Annotated in this window: 16 protein-coding genes; all 16 read right to left on the bottom strand. The window is 61.9% G+C overall.

What is annotated here, in order from left to right:
• Positions 1-411: 411 nt before the first annotated feature.
• Positions 412-633: a type II toxin-antitoxin system HicB family antitoxin gene (locus VIH17_10715; protein ID HEY4683704.1), complete on the bottom strand. Its 222-nt coding sequence runs from the start codon at positions 631-633 to the stop codon at positions 412-414.
• A gap of 110 nt (positions 634-743) precedes the next feature.
• The gene (locus VIH17_10710; protein ID HEY4683703.1) at positions 744-1208 is read right to left on the bottom strand and encodes a hypothetical protein; all 465 of its coding nucleotides are present in this window, start codon (positions 1206-1208) and stop codon (positions 744-746) included.
• A gap of 226 nt (positions 1209-1434) precedes the next feature.
• On the bottom strand, positions 1435-2724 hold the full coding sequence (gene ftsZ, locus VIH17_10705; GenBank protein ID HEY4683702.1) for a cell division protein FtsZ: 1290 nt from the start codon (positions 2722-2724) through the stop codon (positions 1435-1437).
• Positions 2725-2750: 26 nt separating this feature from the next.
• Complete coding sequence (gene ftsA, locus VIH17_10700) at positions 2751-4010, bottom strand: cell division protein FtsA (protein HEY4683701.1); 1260 nt, start codon at positions 4008-4010, stop codon at positions 2751-2753.
• Positions 4010-4897: an FtsQ-type POTRA domain-containing protein gene (locus VIH17_10695; GenBank protein HEY4683700.1), complete on the bottom strand. Its 888-nt coding sequence runs from the start codon at positions 4895-4897 to the stop codon at positions 4010-4012. Before VIH17_10695 ends, ftsA begins: the two co-directional genes overlap by 1 nt.
• 90 nt (positions 4898-4987) lie before the next feature.
• Positions 4988-5896: a UDP-N-acetylmuramate dehydrogenase gene (gene murB / locus VIH17_10690; GenBank protein HEY4683699.1), complete on the bottom strand. Its 909-nt coding sequence runs from the start codon at positions 5894-5896 to the stop codon at positions 4988-4990.
• On the bottom strand, positions 5886-7286 hold the full coding sequence (gene murC, locus VIH17_10685) for a UDP-N-acetylmuramate--L-alanine ligase (GenBank protein ID HEY4683698.1): 1401 nt from the start codon (positions 7284-7286) through the stop codon (positions 5886-5888). Before murC ends, murB begins: the two co-directional genes overlap by 11 nt.
• A complete protein-coding gene (murG, locus tag VIH17_10680) occupies positions 7283-8350 on the bottom strand; it encodes an undecaprenyldiphospho-muramoylpentapeptide beta-N-acetylglucosaminyltransferase (protein ID HEY4683697.1) in 1068 nt (355 codons plus the stop codon). The genes murC and murG overlap by 4 nt, the downstream gene beginning before the upstream one ends.
• 32 nt (positions 8351-8382) lie before the next feature.
• Positions 8383-9474, bottom strand: coding sequence for a putative lipid II flippase FtsW (gene ftsW, locus VIH17_10675; GenBank protein ID HEY4683696.1), 1092 nt, complete (start codon positions 9472-9474; stop codon positions 8383-8385).
• Between the two features lie 5 nt (positions 9475-9479).
• Complete coding sequence (murD, locus tag VIH17_10670; protein ID HEY4683695.1) at positions 9480-10871, bottom strand: UDP-N-acetylmuramoyl-L-alanine--D-glutamate ligase; 1392 nt, start codon at positions 10869-10871, stop codon at positions 9480-9482.
• Positions 10872-10878: 7 nt separating this feature from the next.
• Positions 10879-12012, bottom strand: coding sequence for a phospho-N-acetylmuramoyl-pentapeptide-transferase (mraY, locus tag VIH17_10665; protein HEY4683694.1), 1134 nt, complete (start codon positions 12010-12012; stop codon positions 10879-10881).
• A 1-nt stretch (position 12013) separates the two neighbouring features.
• Positions 12014-13468 carry a UDP-N-acetylmuramoyl-tripeptide--D-alanyl-D-alanine ligase gene (gene murF / locus VIH17_10660; GenBank protein HEY4683693.1) on the bottom strand — a complete coding sequence of 485 codons (1455 nt, stop codon included), beginning with the start codon at positions 13466-13468 and terminating at the stop codon, positions 12014-12016.
• A 3-nt stretch (positions 13469-13471) separates the two neighbouring features.
• The gene (locus VIH17_10655) at positions 13472-15013 is read right to left on the bottom strand and encodes a UDP-N-acetylmuramoyl-L-alanyl-D-glutamate--2,6-diaminopimelate ligase (protein HEY4683692.1); all 1542 of its coding nucleotides are present in this window, start codon (positions 15011-15013) and stop codon (positions 13472-13474) included.
• Between the two features lie 134 nt (positions 15014-15147).
• Positions 15148-17340, bottom strand: coding sequence for a penicillin-binding protein (locus VIH17_10650; protein HEY4683691.1), 2193 nt, complete (start codon positions 17338-17340; stop codon positions 15148-15150).
• Between the two features lie 247 nt (positions 17341-17587).
• Positions 17588-18001 carry a cell division protein FtsL gene (locus VIH17_10645; GenBank protein HEY4683690.1) on the bottom strand — a complete coding sequence of 138 codons (414 nt, stop codon included), beginning with the start codon at positions 17999-18001 and terminating at the stop codon, positions 17588-17590.
• A partial coding sequence (gene mraW, locus VIH17_10640; GenBank protein ID HEY4683689.1) for a 16S rRNA (cytosine(1402)-N(4))-methyltransferase occupies positions 17998-18233 on the bottom strand: 236 nt, incomplete at its 5' end. The genes VIH17_10645 and mraW, both read right to left, overlap by 4 nt.

The following is an 18233-nucleotide window of genomic DNA, read 5'->3' as shown; positions in this document are numbered from 1 at the left end:
GGGCATCCGTCCTGAGCGCAGGGGTGCGGGCGGTTCCCGAACCGCCCCTACTCATGGGTCTCGCTTCACGCAAAACAGGCTGGCCCTCGCTATACTCCCAATACTGCGAGGGCTCCTCGAACGGGTTGTTTAGGATGGGATTGTCAACCGCGAGCGTCATAGCAGATTGCGGAATTCTTCCACCGTGATTTTCAGGTCTTGGATAATGCCGCGCAGCGTCTTGCGTTTGAGCTCCCTGCCCGTGTGCATGGGTATCACGACACGCGCCTCATCGCTCTGCGATAGGTTCAGTGCCGAGTGCCGGGTACTGAGTGAGAAGTCCCCCAGGCAGGTGCCTGGGGGCTCGGCGATTTTGTGGAAGGGCCCGGCGTGGCGGGCTGTCGTAGCCGGTGGCAACCGGCAGCTTCGGGCTCACGCGGATATCTCGATGGGCTTGATCAGAATGTCTTCCTCAGGGATCGGTAGGCCGTCTTCCACCAGGCTTTCGATATAAAGGTGAATGGCCTCCTGGATGTTTCGGATGCCTTCCTCGATCGTTTCGCTCTGGGTGTGACAACCCGGCAGCGTGGGACAAAAGACGTGGTAACCGCCTTCGTCTTCCTTCTCAAAGATCACCGTGAAACGCCGCGTCATAAGCCCTCCCGAATAATCCCATGGTAAGAGAAAACGCCGTCCTGTAAGAGTGACGGGCTTCGAGCCCGTCATGCATGCCGGGATAAATCCCGGCACTCCTAACTGGCGCACTACAAGGACAAAATCCGGATTACTTTGTTGCCCCGCTGGTCAAATACCTTGACAGCCACTCGCTTGTGCTTCCCTGGCTGGAAAGGCAAGGATACAGTGCCGCGCAGGGCCTCGAACTTCTCTGGATCGAGCAAGCCTTTAAGGGCGCGCCGGAGTTCCTCCCGCTGGACAGCCCGGATGATGGCCGCTGTTGAAATCCGTTCGTGGATATGCAGGGCGACATTCTCCACGTCGAATGAGAGCCGTTCCGCCTTTCCTGCCCATACGAGTTGTGGATCGAGGTGCGGGTCGTAGGAATAGACTTTGCGCGAGGGGGGCGTCTTATCGTAGGTAACCAAGCCCGCAGGCGGGTTATTGGGCCGCTTCTCATGGTGCCGGTAGTCTTTTACCTTTTCGCTGACCGCGCCATCTCCCTTACTCTTTTTCTTTTTGTTGCTCCCGGCTGCCCGCCTCTGTCTGGTCATCTTTCCCTACCCCTCCTCGACGTGGGCTCGGCGCGATTATACCCCCGTGCAGCCTGGCTCCAAAGAACTACACGAAGGCCCCCGTGCGGAATGAACCGGAAAAGGAAAAGAAGGCCTGCCGTTGGTGGTAGGCCCACCGCGGCGGGAGAAAGCGAGGCCACAAGCCTAGCCAATTGACAGGGAAGTTTCCCCACCAGCTTCGGACACAACCTCTCCCCTATTGCAGCTACCGGCGCTGTCCTTGTTTTCGCAAGAAGGTCGGGACATCCAGGTCATCCCGCAGAGCGGGATCGTCTGCCGGTGACATAGGACCGGGCTTGGCTGCGCTGGTGTTCGGCGGCGACCCGGGATTGACCGAAGTAGGAATGGAACCGGGGCGAGCTCCCGCAGCCGCCGCGGCAGCCAAAGGTCGCGATTCGCCACGAGCACCTGCCGCGACCTGAGGATCACTAGCCGGCAACGACTCCTTGCGGAGCGTGAGCGGTTTGGGCAAAAACGACGGGCGAACGTTCACGCCTGTCTTCTTGACTTTACATTCCTTGAACCCGGTCGCAATGACAGTGATTTTTACCGAATCCTTCATGGCGTCGTCCTGCACTGCCCCGAAGATGATGTTGGCATTCTCATGGGCAGCCTTCTGGATGATCGTCGAAGCCTCATGTACCTCGTGAAGAGTGAGGCTGCTCGAGCCAGTGACGTTCAAGAGTATGCCGGTGGCGCCCTGGATGGAATTATCTTCGAGGAGCGGCGAGCAGATCGCCTTGTTGGCAGCCTCGACGGCACGATTCTGACCGTTGGCCACTGCCGTACCCATCACCGCGTAGCCCATTCCCTGCATGATGGTCTTGATATCCGCAAAATCGCGGTTGATGATCCCGGGGATGGTGATGATGTCGCTGATTCCCTGCACGCCCTGGCGCAGCACGTCATCGGCGATGCGGAAAGCTTCAAAGAAGCTGGTGCCCTTTTCGACGCATTCGAGCAACCGCTCATTCGGGATGACGATGAGCGTGTCCACGCATTCCACCAGCTCGGCCAGTCCTTGCTCCGCCTGGAGCATGCGCCGCTTGCCCTCAAAGGCAAAGGGTTTGGTCACCACCGCCACGGTCAGCGCGCCCAGCTCGCTGGCGAGGCTGGCAAAGATGGGCGCCGCCCCGGTGCCCGTTCCCCCGCCCAGCCCACAGGTGATGAACACCATGTCGGCGCCCTCAAGCGATTCAATAATCTTGTCGGTATCTTCGAGCGCGGCCTTGCGGCCAACTTCCGGATTGGCGCCGGCACCGAGACCCTTGGTCAGCTTTTCGCCAAGCTGAAGTTTCACCGCTGCCTGCGACATCTTCAACGCCTGGAGGTCTGTGTTGGCGGCGACAAACTCGACGCCCTCCAGTTTGGCGCGAATCATCCGGTTGACGGCGTTTCCCCCGCCACCGCCGACACCCACCACCTTCAAGCGCGCTCCGTTGCCCGGCTCCTCGGAAAACGAAAAGCGGATGGGAGCTTCCTTTTGAGAGGCCATGCTTCCTCCTCCTCGACGAGCCGTTTTCAATTCCATCCTTCCCCGCGCATCAGCTTTTTCAACCGTTCGCCAAAGCCGACGTGGCGCTGCTGTTCCAGGCGCTCGAGCCGCCCTGCGTAGAGCAAAAGCCCCACCGCTGCCGAATATTCGGGCTGCTCGATGTCGGGCGGCATATTGCCGAGCCGCCGCGGGATCGCCAGCCGGACGGGTTTTTCCAGGATTCGTTCAGCCACCTCAATCATCCCGTGCAGGCGAGCGCCACCGCCGGTGAGAACCACCCCCGCGCCCAGGGCTCGATCATAGCCCCCGCGCCGCAGCTCGTCGCGAATGAGGGTCACGAGTTCCTGAGCGCGCGGCCCGAGGATGTCGCACAGGGCGCGTTGGAAAACGGTGCGCGGCGGACGATCGCCAACGCTCGTAATCTCAATCGCCTGGTCCTCCTTCAAGATATCGAACAAGGCGCAGCCGTAGCGGCACTTGATCCGCTCGGCTTCCGGAATCGGCGTGCGCAAGCCAACGGCCACGTCGTTGGAGAAATGGTCGCCCCCCACCGGGATCACGCCGGTATGCCGCACCGCGCCGTGCTCGAATACGATCAACTCGCTCGTGCCGCCGCCAATGTCGATCAACGCCACCCCCAATTCCTTTTCGTCGGCGGAAAGGCAGGCGTCGGCGGCCGCGAGCGGCTCAAGAACCGTGTCGGCGACGAGCACCCCCGCCCGGTTCGCCGCGGTGACGACGTTCTGGGTGGCGGCAGCCGAAGCGGTGACGATATGAACGTTGGCTTCGAGCCGCGAACCAATCATACCGATTGGGTCGCGGATGCCGTTTTGCGCGTCCAGCAAAAACTCCTGGGGCAGGACGTGGATGACCTCGCGGTCCTCGGGCAGCGAGATAGCTCGCGCTGCGTCCACGGCGCTGCGAACGTCTTCGCGGGTGATGTCCCGCGGCCGCGAACCGAGCGAGACGCCGCCCCGGCTGTTCACCGATTTCAGGTGCATGCCGGCAATCCCCACCATCGCCGATTCCACCGTGGCGCCAGCAGCCGCCTCAGCCTGCTGCACAGCCTGACGGATGGATGCCACCGTCATTTCCAGATTCACGATCACTCCCCTGCGTGTCCCGCGAGACTCGGCGACCCCGCTGCCCAGCAGCCGGACATTTGCTTCGCCAGCCCCGATTGGATCAGGGCCAGCCGGCGCAGCCGACTCGGGCGCGCCGATCAACACGCACGTCTTGCGGCTGCCAATGTCCAGCGCCACCAGGTTGCGGCTGCGTCGCGCCATCAACGACCTTTGCCCCCGTCCTGCCCTCTCTGGGGCGCATGCACGATCACCTGGCGCTCGAAACGCAAGTCCACCGAAACGATCTTTCCTGATCCCCCTCTGGCGGACCGCCACTCGCCGATATGTTCGGCGTAGATCCGCATCTTCTCCATGAATCCTTCATTGCCGCAATGCACCACCACCGCCCCGTCGCCATCCGTCAGTGTCACGCGCACGTCGGAGTCATCGGATAAATCAACCTCCGAGACCTGCGCGCCGGCCCCGGCCACCACCAGCTCCGTCTCCTCGAGAAAGCGGCGAAAGAGTCCAACCCGCCGGGCACGCTCCTCGGCCGAAAGGTGCGGCGGAATCCCGGTCAACACCGGAAAATGAAATTCGCCCCGCTCCGGTCGCTCCAGCACCACCCCGGAGCCATCCATGAGTGAGAGTTCGCTGCCGGTGCGGAAAAACGCCACTGGTTGGCGCTCCTTCAAAATCACTCGCAGGCGGTTGGGCAGGGTGCGTTCGATAATGGCTGACTCCACCCAGGCGATTTCTTCGATTCCCAGGCGGCGTTGCTCCAGGGGCATCCGGAAAATGCTCTGACCCGCGTCGGCGGCAAATTTTTCCAGCACCTGCCGCCGGGAGACATGCCGGTTGCCCACCAGCTCGATCTGATCGAGCGTCGCCAGCCGGTAGCGGGGAGAATCCATGAAGTAGCGGTAGGCAGCATAGGCAAGGGGCCCGGCCACCGCCATTCCCAACCCCAGAACCAGATAGAGACCGTACCGCCGGCGGGCGGCTCGGCTCAGCTTGCGGCGTCGGACTTCAATCGGCTTTTGACGACGGAGATAGCGAGACTCTTCCTCGGTCAGAAAATCTTCGCGTTCAAAAACTTCCCGTTCCATAACTCAACCGGGCCCGCCGCTGGCGGGCTGGCCAAACTTTCTCCCATCGGGTGGTCGGAAGCCGCCGGGGTATGGGAGCAGGCTCCCCGGTCAGGCTCTCCAAACGATAACTTCCTCCTCCAGCTCGAAGCCAAAGGATTTCCGCACGCGATCGCGGACATCGTCAATCAGAGCGAGCAGATCGCCCGCCGTCGCCCCGAAGCGATTGATAAAAAAATTGGCGTGCCGCTCGCTCACCACCGCTCCCCCGATGCGATGTCCCTTCAGGCCGAGTTCGTCAATCATTTTTCCGGCGGAAGCACCGGGCGGATTCTTGAAAATGCACCCGGCGCTCTTCTCATTCAGCGGCTGCGAGGCGCGACGCTTTTCGTTACAGACTTGAATGCCACCGAGAATTTCGCGGTAGGGTTTGGCGAGCAGTTCGAGTCGCACCGAAAGCATAATATCATCCGGCCCAAAAGAACTGTGCCGATATTCGAAGCGAATTTCATTGCCTGTCAGAGTCTCGATCTGCCGTTTCGCAGCCCGGTAGAGAAGGATGGCGCGCACGTACGAGCCGATTTGCGTGCCGTACGCCCCTGCGTTCATCCGCAAGGCGCCGCCGACCGTGCCCGGCACCCCGATCAGGCCTTCCATGCCGCCCAGGTCGCGCTTGGCGCACTCCATCACGGTGCGGCCCAGTTCGGTGGCGGCGGAAACATAGGCCTCGCCCGGGCCAAATTCGATGTCCCGCCGGGACGGAGCGAGCTGGAGCACGACGTAAGGCAATTCCCGGTCAGGGATCAGAACGTTCGTTCCGCCTCCAAAAAACCGCCAGGGCACGCCCTGCTCATCGAGGAGCGAAATCAGTTCCGGCAAAGCGGAAAAATTTGCAATCTGTAGGAGATCGGAAGGGCCGCCCACGCCGAGCGACGTCCAGTCGGCCATGCGCTCGTTTGGCCGGTAGGCGACGCCCAGCTCCTCGAACGCCGCGGTCACCTTGGGGTTGTCAATCCGCATGGCTTATCCGGCTTCCACTCTGCCTCGAAAAAATCTCGTCCGCAATCCTCCCCACGCTGCCCGCGCCCATCGTGAGAACGGCATCGCCGGGCCGGGCTTCACGTCGGAGCATTTCCGCGGCTTGTTCCATGTCGGCGCTGAAGCGGACGTTCTTGTGTCCGCAGGCGTGAATCGCTTCGGCCAGACGCTCCGCCGTCACGCCGGCAATCGGCGCCTCGCTCGCCGGATAGATGTCCGTCAGGACGAGCACGTCAGCCTGGTTGAAGCAGCGGCAGAAATCATCCCAGAGCGATTGCGTGCGCGTGAAGCGATGCGGCTGGAACAACATCAGCAGCCGGGCGTACCCGCAGCCGCGCGCCGCCTCCAGCGTTGCCCGAATCTCGGCCGGGTGGTGCCCGTAGTCGTCAATCCAGGTCACGCCGTTGAGCTTTCCCTTGATTTCGAACCGCCGCCCAACTCCTCGGAACTGTTCCAACCCCTGACGAATCAGATCCACCGGCACGTTCAGCTCGAGCGCAACTCCGGCCGTTGCCGCCGCGTTGCGCACGTTGTGCAACCCGGCGGAATGGATCCGAAATGCGCCCAGCTCTTCGCCTCGAAAGCGCAGGCCAAATTCGCTTTCGAAGCCGCCCGGCCGCACGTCGCTGATGAAAAGGTCAGCCTGAGCCGATGTTCCGTAGGTTAGAACGCGGCGTTTGATTGCCGGCAAAATGGCCTGCACGTTTTCGTCGTCGAAGCAAAGGACTGCCGCCCCGTAGAAAGGCACCTTGTTCACAAAATCGGTAAAAGCCTGCCTAATCTCCTCGAGATCGCGGTAATAGTCCAGGTGTTCGCGGTCAATCGAGGTTACCACCGCCAGCACCGGAGCGAGCAGGAGAAACGAGCGGTCGGACTCGTCGGCTTCCACCACCATGAATTCACCGCGTCCGAGGCGAGCGCTGGTGCCGGCGTGATTCACTTTGCCGCCCACCACAAAGGTCGGATCGAGCCCGGCTGCGGCAAGCACCGAGGCTAACATGGACGTCGTCGTCGTCTTTCCGTGGGTGCCGGCGACCGCAATCCCGAATTTCAGACGCATCAGTTCGGCCAACATCTCGGCTCGAGGGATGACCGGGATTTGCAGCCGATGCGCTTCCGCCACCTCGGGGTTGTCCGGCCGAATCGCCGCCGACACAACCACCACCTGCGCCCCGTGCACCCATTCCGCCCTGTGCCCTTCGTCCGTCCGAGCTCCGAGAGAGTTGAGCCGTTCGGTGATCGCTGAAGGCTTCACATCCGATCCCGTCACCGTATAGCCCAGAGTCAAAAGCACCTCGGCAATTCCGCTCATCCCGATTCCGCCGATGCCGACGAAATGGATCCGCTGAAATTTGCGAAAAATCTTGTTCACTTCCTGGCTATCCTCTCCAGCATGTCCACGATGTCCTGGGTTGCCCGGGGCCGCGCCAATTCCCGCGCCGCCCCTTCCATCTGCCGGAGTTTCTCAGGCGCTTCGAGCAACGTCAGAATTTCCGTGGCCAGGCGCTCCGGGGTCAGCTCTTCCTCGAGGAGCAATCGGGCTGCCTTCGCCCTTTCGAGCGCTTGTGCATTGCGCAATTGGTGCTGATCGGCCGCCTCCGGAAACGGCACCAGAATCGAAGCCCGGCCAGCGGCCGCGATCTCCGCCACCGTGACCGCGCCGGAACGGGAAACGATCAAATCGGCCTGCCCAAAGCGATCCGGCATGTCGTCCAGAAAGGCCCTCACTTCGGCGCGCATCCCTCGACGCCCATAGGCCACTCGCACGGCATTATAGTCTCGCTCGCCTGTCTGGTGCGTAAAGAACAACTCTTCCCGGCGAGGCGAAAAGAAATCCAGCGCCTCGATCATGGTTTGATTCAAGGCCAGCGATCCCTGGCTGCCGCCGAAGATCAGCACCGAGAAGGGCGGCTCATGCCGGCGCGGCGTAAGGCTGAAAAACGCTGCCCGCACCGGACAGCCCGTCAGCACCCCGCGCTCGCCCAGCCGTGCGGCTGTTTCCGGATAGGCGACCGCCGCTCGCTTGACAAAGGGCAGCACGACCCGGTTGGCAAAGCCTGGCTCGGCATTGGGCTCAAAGATCGCTGTCGGAATGCCGCACAGCGCAGCACTCAGCACAACCGGACCAGACGCGTACCCGCCGATTCCCAGAACGACATCGGGGTTGTTCCGCCGCATGACCCGACCGGCGGCGAGCAGGGCAAGCGGCAGCCGCAAGATGCTTTTCGCCAGGCGAACACCCCCTATTCCCTTGAGGGCCGCCGCCGGTATGCGTTCCAGAGGAAATCCCGCCTGCGGAACCAAGCGATTTTCGATTCCCTTCGCTGTTCCGACAAGCACCACCTCGCCGCGGCTGCGTCGCCGCCATTCCTCGGCAATCGCCAGCGCCGGGAAAACGTGCCCGCCGGTACCGCCGCCTGCAATCATCAGTTTCATTTCCTGCCAGCTCACCGCTGCCGGCTGCCCCATCAATCCGCGTGTTGGCTGAGGTTCAGCAAAATGCCCGTGCCCGCCAGCATCACCACCAGACTCGAACCTCCATAACTGATAAACGGCAGCGGAATACCTTTGGTCGGCATCAAGCCCAGGACAACGCTCAGGTTGATGAGCGCCTGGGCCGTCACCATCACCGTCAAGCCGACACCTGCCAATCGTCCAAATTCATCCGGCGCAGCGGCAGCCGCCCGCAACCCGCGCCAGCAAAAGATTCCAAAAAGCCCCACTACCAGCAGCGCTCCCACCAGACCCAGTTCCTCCGCCAGCACGGCATAAATGAAATCCGTGTGAGCTTCGGGAAGATAGAAAAGCTTCTGGTGGCTTTCCATTAGCCCGACGCCGAACACTCCGCCGCTGCCCACCGCGATGAGCGATTGAATCATCTGAAATCCCCGCCCCTGCGGATCCGCATAGGGATCGAGGAAGGCGAGGACGCGCTCGTAGCGATAGCGGACGCGGAAGATGGCAAAGTAGAGCGCGGGCAAAGCCGCTACCCCTCCATAAGCAAGATAGCGCATCCATAATCCGGCAGAGAAAAGCATGGCGACCGAGATCACCAGCAGGGCGCCTGCTGTCCCGAAATCCGGCTCCAGCATCACCAGCCCGGCGATGACCGCAATAAGTCCAAAAGCCGGCAAAAGCGTGTGGGTGACGTGATTCACCAGCCGCCGGCGCCGCTCGAGGAACCAGGCTAGGAACAGGACCACTACCGGTTTGGCAAATTCCGAAGGCTGCAGCGAGAGGTGACCAAAACGGATCCAGCGATGCGTTTGGTGCGAACGGTCGAGAAACAAAACCGCTACCAGCATGGCCAGTACAATGCCAATCGCTGTGAACACCACCGCCGGCGACTTCAGCCGCCGGTAGTCCGTCTGCATCAGCAGGAGCATGGCAGCCAGGCCCACCCCCAGCCAGAGCAGGTGGCGAATGAGAAATGTGTAGGGGCTGCCCTGCTGCTCCCGGGCAACGACGGCGGAAGCGCTGAAGACTATGACCGTGCCGATCAGACAAAGGGAGAGTGTGGCAGCGAACAGGATGCGGTCGGTTTGGAAGCGACGTGGCATGGTATTTAGCCGGCCAGTCCGCCTCGGGCGGATGCGATTTTTCGCACCTCGTGCTTGAAGACACGGCCGCGATGTTCGTAGTTTTCAAATTGGTCGAAACTGGCGCAGGCCGGCGCAAGGAGCAGGACATCTCCCGGCCTTGCCATCTCAAATCCCAGTTGCACCGCCCGGTCCAGCGTTTCCGCATGCGAGGCCGGCACGGCGCCCTCGATCTGCCGGGCTATTTTTTCGGCTGCCTGGCCAATCAAAAGCACGTGACGGGCCCGCTGCTGCAACGCGTCGCGAAGAACGGAATAGTCCGAGCCTTTGTCCTTTCCGCCCAGGATCAGAATCAACCCGCCGGCAAAAGCCTCAATGGCTTTGAGCGTCGAATCCACATTGGTTGCTTTCGAATCATTAAAGAACTGGACGCCGTTCACTTCCGCCACAAACTCCAGCCGGTGCTCGACCCCGGCAAAGGTTCGCACGCCCTCGCGTACCGATTCAGGCGATGCCCCGACCAGCCGCGCTGCGCACGCCGCCGCCAGTACGTTCTCCAGGTTGTGTGAACCCCTGAGAGGAATCTCCGCCTGTTCGAGCAACGGAGTGACCTCATTCCCCCGGCGGAAGAAAATTTTCCCCGAGTCCAGAAAGGTCCCCGCTGCTACTGGTTGAGCCCGGCTGAAGCGGTAGAGTGTGGACGGGATTTGGCCCAGAGTCCGGCTGGTTGCCGCATCGTCAGCGTTCACGATGGCCGCGTCGCTGGGCCGCTGGTTCGAAAAGATCTTCATCTTGGCGGCAATGTAAACGTCAAAACTCGGATGACGATCCAGATGGTCAGGGGTCAGATTCAAAAGCACGCCGATGTCTGGCCGAAGTTTTTCCGTCAGCTCGAGCTGGAAGCTGCTCAGTTCGCACACCGTCACCGAGCGCTCGCTGGAAGTTTCGACCAAAGAGATCAGCGGCACCCCGATGTTCCCCCCCACCTGCGTGGAGATTCGAGCCACCGAGAGCATATGGCCCAGGAGAACCGAGGTTGTCGTTTTCCCGTTGGAGCCGGTTACGCCCACCCAGCGGCCGCGCAAGAATCTTGCCGCCAGCTCGACTTCGCTCCAGATCGGGACGCCCGCGGCGCGCGCCGCTTGCAACTCCGGCAACTCGGCTGGCACACCCGGGCTCGGCAGGATCAGGTCTTGATCCACAAAGGTCTGCCAGCGGTGCCCGCCGCATTCCAGGGCAACCCTGAGGCGGATCAGCTCACCAGCTACTTCCCCAAGCTCTGGCTCAGGACGGATTTCGCTCACGGTCACCCGCGCTCCCCGGGCCGAGCAGAAGCGCGCCGCAGCCACGCCGGTGCGTGCTGCTCCCACCACCAGCACCCGCTTGCCTTCGAGCGAAACCGGTTCCAATCCCGCCATGGCCGCTCTACCTCAACTTCAGCGTGGTCAGCGCAAAGAGCGCAAACACCAGCGCCACAATCCAAAAGCGAACGATGATTTTCGATTCGCTCCACCCGGAAAGCTCAAAGTGATGGTGAAGCGGAGCCATCTTGAAAATACGCTTGCCCGTCAGCTTGAAGCTCCCTACCTGCAACAGCACCGAGAGAGCTTCCAACACAAATACCCCGCCGATAAAAAAGAGCAGAATCTCTTGTTTCACGATAACCGCCACCGTAGCCAGCCCGCCCCCCAGCGAGAGCGACCCGACATCGCCCATGAAGATTTGAGCCGGGTGGGCGTTGTACCAAAGGAATCCGAGGCTCGCCCCCACCAGCGCCCCGCAGAATATCGTCAGCTCTCCCACGGCGGGCAATTTCTCAATGTCGAGATAGTCGGCAAATCTTGCGTGCGAGGTCACGTAGGTCAGCACCGTCAACGCGCCGCCGGCCACCACCATGCAGCCGATTGCCAGGCCGTCAAGGCCGTCGGTCAGATTGACGGAATTCGAGGAGCCAACGATGACCAGCGAAACAAAAATCAAGAAGGGCAATGCCGCCAACGGCCAGAGATAGGGATTGACCGTCAGCGAATGCAAAACCAGGTCAGGCCGAAGGTTCTTGAAGAACGGAACGATCAGCGCGGTCGAGTAGCTTCCGTCGGCAGACATCAGAACCAGCGCCGCGGCCAGGATGAAGCTGGTGAGAAACTGGAGAGCAAGTTTTGTCCGCCCCGTAAGGCCCAGGCTGCGCCGGCGCACGATCTTGAAGTAATCGTCTAAAAATCCGATCAGGCCGAAAGACATGAAGCCGAACAAGGCCAGCCAAACGAAGGCATTGCGCAGGTCCGCCCAAAGAATGGTCGGGATCACAACGGCGATGCCGATCAACACGCCCCCCATGGTCGGCGTGCCCGCTTTGGCACGATGCGAACTCGGCCCCTCTTCGCGGATGTACTGGCCGACCTGAAATTCTTTGAGCCGGCGGATCAACCAGGGCCCGAACACCAAGCAGAGAAAAAGCGCCGTCAGGCTGGCGTAGGCCGTGCGGAATGTGATGTATCGAAATACGTTGAAGGGATGGAAGTGGGGATAGAGCACATGGTAGAAGAGGTAGTAGAACATGCTAGCTCGCTTCCCTGGCCGCTCCCGAATCTTCGGGACGAGGGTTCGGGACACGCAAAGGATAACGGGTTTTCAGCGCGTCGATCACCTGCTCCACGCGCACCGCCCGCGAACCTTTGACCAGGAGCAAGTCTCCCGGTTGGATCCATTCCGGAAAAAATCGAGCCGCTTCTTCGGCCGTCTCAAAAAAATGTGTCCGGTCCGGCGACAGTCCGGCGGCGATCGCCCCCTCGACCAGCGCAGCCGCATCGCCCGCGATGCCGAAGACCCACTCCAGCCCGGCTCTCGCTGCCCTTTCCCCGCAACGCCGATGCAGAACGCCGGACGTTGGCCCCAGTTCTTTCATTTCCCCGGCGACCAGGGCGCGGCGACGATATTCGCTGAAGTGAGCTACGAGCTCGATCATGGATTCCAGCGCCACCGGATTCGAGTTATAGCAATCATTCACCACCGAAAATCCAGGGGCAAAGTGAAGCAGCTCTCCGCGCATCTTCACCGGTCGGCTGGCGGCAAGGCAATCGGCTGCCGCTTCCGGCGTTACGCCATAGTGGGAAGCGGCCGCAAACGCCGCCAGCGCGTTGCGGACGTTGTGCTCGCCCAGCAGCGGCATCCGGAATGGCCACCGCCCGGCCCGGTTCACCACCTCAAACGTCATCCCCGCAGCACCCCGGTGCATAATGCCGTTCGCGCGAAAGTCTGCTCTCTTGTCCAATCCGTAAAAGATGACCTTACCCCGGCAAAACCGGGAAAAGGATTTCACGCGGCCATCGTCCGCGTTCAGAACGGCGATCGAGTCATCCCCGGCGAGCCCTTCCACCAGCTCTCGCTTGGCCAGCGCAATCTCCTCGACGGAAGAGAAAAACTCCAGATGAACGGGGGCAACGTTGGTGACAATGCCCAGGTTCGGCTCGCAAATCTCCGCCAGCCGGCGAAGTTCCCCTCGATGCGACATCGCCAGTTCGAGGACCGCCGCCTCATGGTGCGGTTCGAGCTGTAAGAGCGAAAGCGGCAGTCCGTACTCGTTGTTGAGATTTCCCTCAGACCTGAGTACTTGAAAGCGAGTGGCCATCATGGCGGCCAGGATTTCTTTGGTGGTGGTCTTTCCGGTTGAGCCGGTGATGGCCAGAACGGGCCGGCCCCATTCGCGCCGCACCGCCCGAGCCAGCTCCTGAAGCGCCACCAGCGTGTCCTGCACCCCCATCAGGCGCGAACGGAAGTTTTCCGGATAGGAAGGGAGGCGATGCTTATCGACAATGGCTGCCGGGGCTCCCGCCTCGAGAGCCGGAAGAACAAAATCATGGCCGTCAAAGTGCGGCCCGCGAAGCGCAACGTAAAGCTCGCCCCGCCGGAGCGTGCGCGAGTCAATGGAACAGCCTGCAATGGGAAGAGAGCTATCCCCGCCGACCGGCACCGGCACACTCAGAGTGCGGCATATCTTTTCAACCGACCATCGCACCGCTCAATTCCTGCTGCTTCCCTCACGTTTCGGAGAAATCCGTTCCGGACTGGCAGCAGTCCTCCCGTAGCCGAGCTTGCGCAGTACCGCGCGGGCGACCTCCCGGTCGCTGAACGGAATCACGCGATCCGCCAGAATTTGACTTGCCTCGTGTCCTTTGCCGGCAAGCAACACGAGATCGCCGCCGGCGGCCATTTCAAGCGCGACTTCGATCGCCTTGGCCCGATCCGGTTCAATGCGGTAGTTGGCTCGCACTTTTTGAAGACCTACCAGAGTGTCGTTGATGATCCCGAGCGGATCCTCACCGCGCGGGTTGTCGCTGGTAAGAACGCAGAGGTCGCTGAGTGACCCGGCCGCTTCTCCCATAAGGGGACGTTTGGTCCGGTCGCGGTCGCCGCCGCAGCCAAATACCGTGATGATGCGGCCGGACGGCCTCGACCCTGCCGAGGCCGACCGGAGCTCGCGCGCCGTTTCGAGCAAGTTGCGCAGCGCGTCGTCGGTGTGAGCATAGTCCACGATGAGGGCAAAAGGCTGGCCTTCCTCCACTCGCTCAAATCGCCCGGGAACCACTTCGAGCCGGGCAATCCCCTTCTCCATCGCTCCCCGCTCCACACCCAGCGCGACCGCAGCGGCGATAGCGGCAAGGATGTTGTACACGTTGATGCGCCCGACAAGCGAGGAGCGAACCGAAATGGCCCCGCAGGGAGATTCCACCGCAAATTCCAGCCCTGCATGGGAGAGAAGAAACTTCTTGGTGTTGATATCGGCCCCGGATTTGAGCCCGTAAGTGACCACCCGCTCCACGCCGGCGGCGAAGAGTTGCTCGGCCCAAGCGTCATCGGCGTTGATGACGCCGATGGAGGCGGGTCCGGCGCCGACGCCGGCAAAGAGCTTTTTCTTGGCGTCAAAGTAAGCCTGCATCTCACCATGAAAATCGAGGTGGTCGCGTGTCAGGTTGGTGAAGACCGCGGCGGCAAACTTCAGCCCAAACAAGCGGTCGAGCGCCAGGCCATGCGAGCTGGCCTCCATGACGACGTGCGTGCCGCCGGCGGCGCGCACCTCAGCCAGAAACCGCTGCAGATCGAGGGACTCCGGCGTGGTGGTCAAGGCAGGAAAAGCAGACGCCGGAGTCCGATGCTCGATCGTGCCAAACATGCCGGTAAGATGACCGGCAGTCCGCAAGATGGAATCGAGGAGATAGGTGGTGGTGGTCTTGCCGTTGGTTCCCGTAATGCCAACCAGCGTCAGGGCGCGGCCAGGATTATCGTAGAAGTTCGCGGCCGCCTGGGCGAGCGCTTGGCGCGCATTCTTGACCCGTGCCCAACAAATATTTGTGGAGGGGGGTTCCTCGCTAACGACCGCCAGAGCCCCGCCGGCCACCGCCTCCCGAATGTAGAGATTGCCATCCGACTTCGCGCCGTGCATCGCAAAGAAGACGTTGCCCGGCTGAATTTCGGCCGAATGATAGGCGAGGCCGGAAATCTCCGGGTTAGCGGCGACGGGCTCCAGCAACTCGACGCCGCGCATGAGGTCCCTCAGTTGCATGCAAGAACCCACCAGTATGATCGGCCCGGCCGGGCGGGGCAAAGTCCCCGAGCTTCCAGGCGAGGGGGTTGGGAGCCTCGTTATGGTTGGATGCAGTTTTCGGTGCGCACGCATCCGGTTTTCCCGCCACGGCCCTACATTCTCTTCCCCGTTCGCTGCGTTGCCCTCACGAAGGTTCGGGAATGGGCCTCTCCGATGCGGGCAAACCGAACCGTCAGGCGCGAGCCTGGGGGCACGCGACTCCCCGCCGGCGGAATCTGCTCCGCGGCTATCCCGTTGCCCACCAAAATCGGGCTCAAACCCAGACGGAAACACTCCTCGGTCACTTCCCGAACGCTCTTGCCGATGAAACTCGGAACTTCGACGCCCGGCTGCGTGCTCCAGCCTACGGTTCCCTCAGTGTTTGGCGCCGCGGAAAAAGAAGCCGCGGAGAGAGCTGGGGTTCGCGGCATCGCATCCCCGGCTACCGCCTCGACCTGACTGGAAGCAAAGTCAGTCAGGTCCATTGCTTCCTCTCGTGCCTCCCCCCGCGCCTGCTCAAGCGGTCGAAAAGGAACATCGTGGGGGATGTCCAGATAGGTCAGAACCTGCTGGGCAATCCGGCTGAAGACAGGCGCAGCAACTTCCCCGCCCTGATGGGCTCCTACGGGACTGTCCAAAACCACGATGAGCGAAATGGCCGGGTTGTTCAGGGGTGCAATCCCCACAAAGGAAGCGACATACTGCGAGCGAGAGTAGGTGCCGGTAGCGGGGTCAAGTTTCTGCGCTGTTCCGGTCTTGCCGGCGGCGGTGTAACCATTGAGTCGAGCCCGCTGCCCGGTCCCCTCCAGCACCACTCCCTCGAGCATCCTTCGCATCATGGCGGCGGTGCGCGGGCTGATCACTCGCCGTCCCTCGGGCGCCACCCTTTCTGGCGTCCCACCCGAGCGATGGATTTCGCGCAGGATGTGCGGCTGATAGAGCACGCCGCCGTTGCCGATGGCCGACATGGCATCGAGCGCTTGCAGCGCGGTGACGCCCACCTCCTGTCCCATGGAGATGGAGCCGATGGATATGCCCGACCAGTTCTCAATCTGGCGAAGCAGGCCGCGGTTTTCACCGGGCAGCTCGATGCTGGTTGGTTGGCCGAACCCGTAGGCGCGAATGTAATCGTAAAACTTCCGCTCGCCCAGCCTGAGGCCGATCTTGATCGCGCCAACGTCGCTCGAGTGGCTCAAAACTTCTGCGACGCTCAAGGTGGCAAAAGGCTTGTGATCCCGGATGCGGTGGTTGGCCAGCACGATGGAACCGTCTTGGCAGTCGACCAACTCCTCCGGCCGGGTCAAGCCTTCTTCCATGGCTGCCGACAAAGTGATCATCTTGAAGGTGGAGCCGGGTTCGTAGGCAGCGCTGATGGCGCGGTTGACGCGAGCTTGCAGCTTGCTCGCGCTTACGGCGTTGGGGTTGAAGGTCGGCGCGTTAGCCATCGCCAGAATTTCGCCGTTGTTCGGGTTTTGGACGATGACCGTGCCGGCCAGGGCACGTGTCTTTTCCATCGCCGCGGCCAATTCTTTTTCAGCGACATATTGAATGTTTTCATCTAGCGTGAGCACCACGTTGGCGCCGAGGGTGGCCTCCGTTTCCGAGCGATCAAACGAACGTCGGCGGCCGTCGGCAAGGATAAGCAGCCTTCCCGGGCGCCCGCGCACCAACGCGTCCATGCTGTACTCGATGCCGCCCAGGCCTTTTTCGTCAATGTCCACGTATCCGAGGGCGTGTGCCGCCAGCGTCCCTTTCGGATAAAACCGGCGGTTTTCCTTTTGGAAGTAGATTCCCTTCAGGTTGAGCCGGCGAATTTGCTCCACTTGGACGGGATCAACCTTGCGAGCGACCCAGCAAAACGAACGCGAGGACCGAAAGCGGGAGAGTAGCTCTTCGGATTCCGTTTTGAGGATCTTGCCCAGCAGCCGGCTGGCCAGCCTCGGGTCCGCCAGCTCCGATGGCACGGCAAAGCAGGAGTCAACCTGGATGGACATGGCCAGCTCGCGACCGTTGCGGTCGAAGAGGATCCCCCGCTTGGGGGTCACTTCCACCAAACGTTGTTGCTGGCGTTGCGCGCGGGCCCGCAATTCCGCGTGTTGGAAGAGTTGCAGATGGACGAGCCGCCCGGCAACCACCCCCAGCCAGAGAAATGCCACCAGGGCGAGCGTCCGACCCCGAAGCTTCAGGTCGGTGTGCGGGGCTCTCCGATCTTCACCAACAGGGCGTCTCCCGGACAAGCAAAGCGGTCCGTCGGGCGCTCCACCGGGCACGCCGCCGTTGGCGGACCCCGCTGCCAAATAGCTCATTGTTCCCTCAGACCACCTGGGCCATCACTCCCGCTCAGACACACTCCGCACGGCCGGCTTGTTCCTCCAAGCCAGGCCTGCCCACCTGTCTGCCCCAGGCGGATCAGCCTTGGCCCGAGGGCGGAACCCGCCGGTGGCGTGTGGTAGTGCCCTTCCAACTATTTGCCCTATGACTCTCGCTGTATCGCGATGACGGCGGTAGGCGGTCGTCTTCCTTCCCTCTTAGCTTTCTCAAGTTGGAAGGGCCCTAGTCGGTGCTTGGGATGGGTGTGGCTCTGGCCGCTGCCGGGTGTCCTGCACGAGCGATGACAGGCTCAGCCGTTGCGCCGGGAGCCACGCGCATCCGTTGAGGTGGGCTGGGCACCACCAAGCCCAGCTCAGAACCGGCAATGGCGTCGATCCGCATTGGGTCGCGGAGAGAAGCGGCTTCCAGGCGGAGTTGACGGTTCAGCTCCATCGCCTGCTCGCGCTGCTCCTTGAGTCCTTCAATCTGGTAGCCCAACTGGATGCACTGGAAATGCTGCCAGGAGTAGAACAGCGCCCCCAGCAGGACGACCGACGCAAGCAGCAGCAATTGCCCGCACTCCCGCCGTCGAGCCGGATCGACCGCTCGCACCAGACGCGAGTTATCTATTGCCTTCACGTAGTAAATTTCAGTCATTGCACGACCGCCGCACGGTTCAAGATCTCTGCTGCCCGCAGGCGCGCCGAGCGCGCCCGCGGGTTCTGCCGAATTTCTTCGGGCGTGGGCCTGACCACTTTCTTGGTCAGCACGCGCAACACACCCTGTGCCTGGTGCCGCCGAAAGTGGGTCTTGACCAAGCGATCCTCAAGGGAGTGATAGGAGAGAATGACCCAACGCCCGAACCGAGAGATCGTGGCGGGGGGCCGCC

Source organism: Candidatus Acidiferrales bacterium, assembly GCA_036514995.1.
GTDB lineage: Bacteria > Acidobacteriota > Terriglobia > Acidiferrales > DATBWB01 > DATBWB01.
This window is presented reverse-complemented; position numbering and strand designations above follow the sequence as displayed.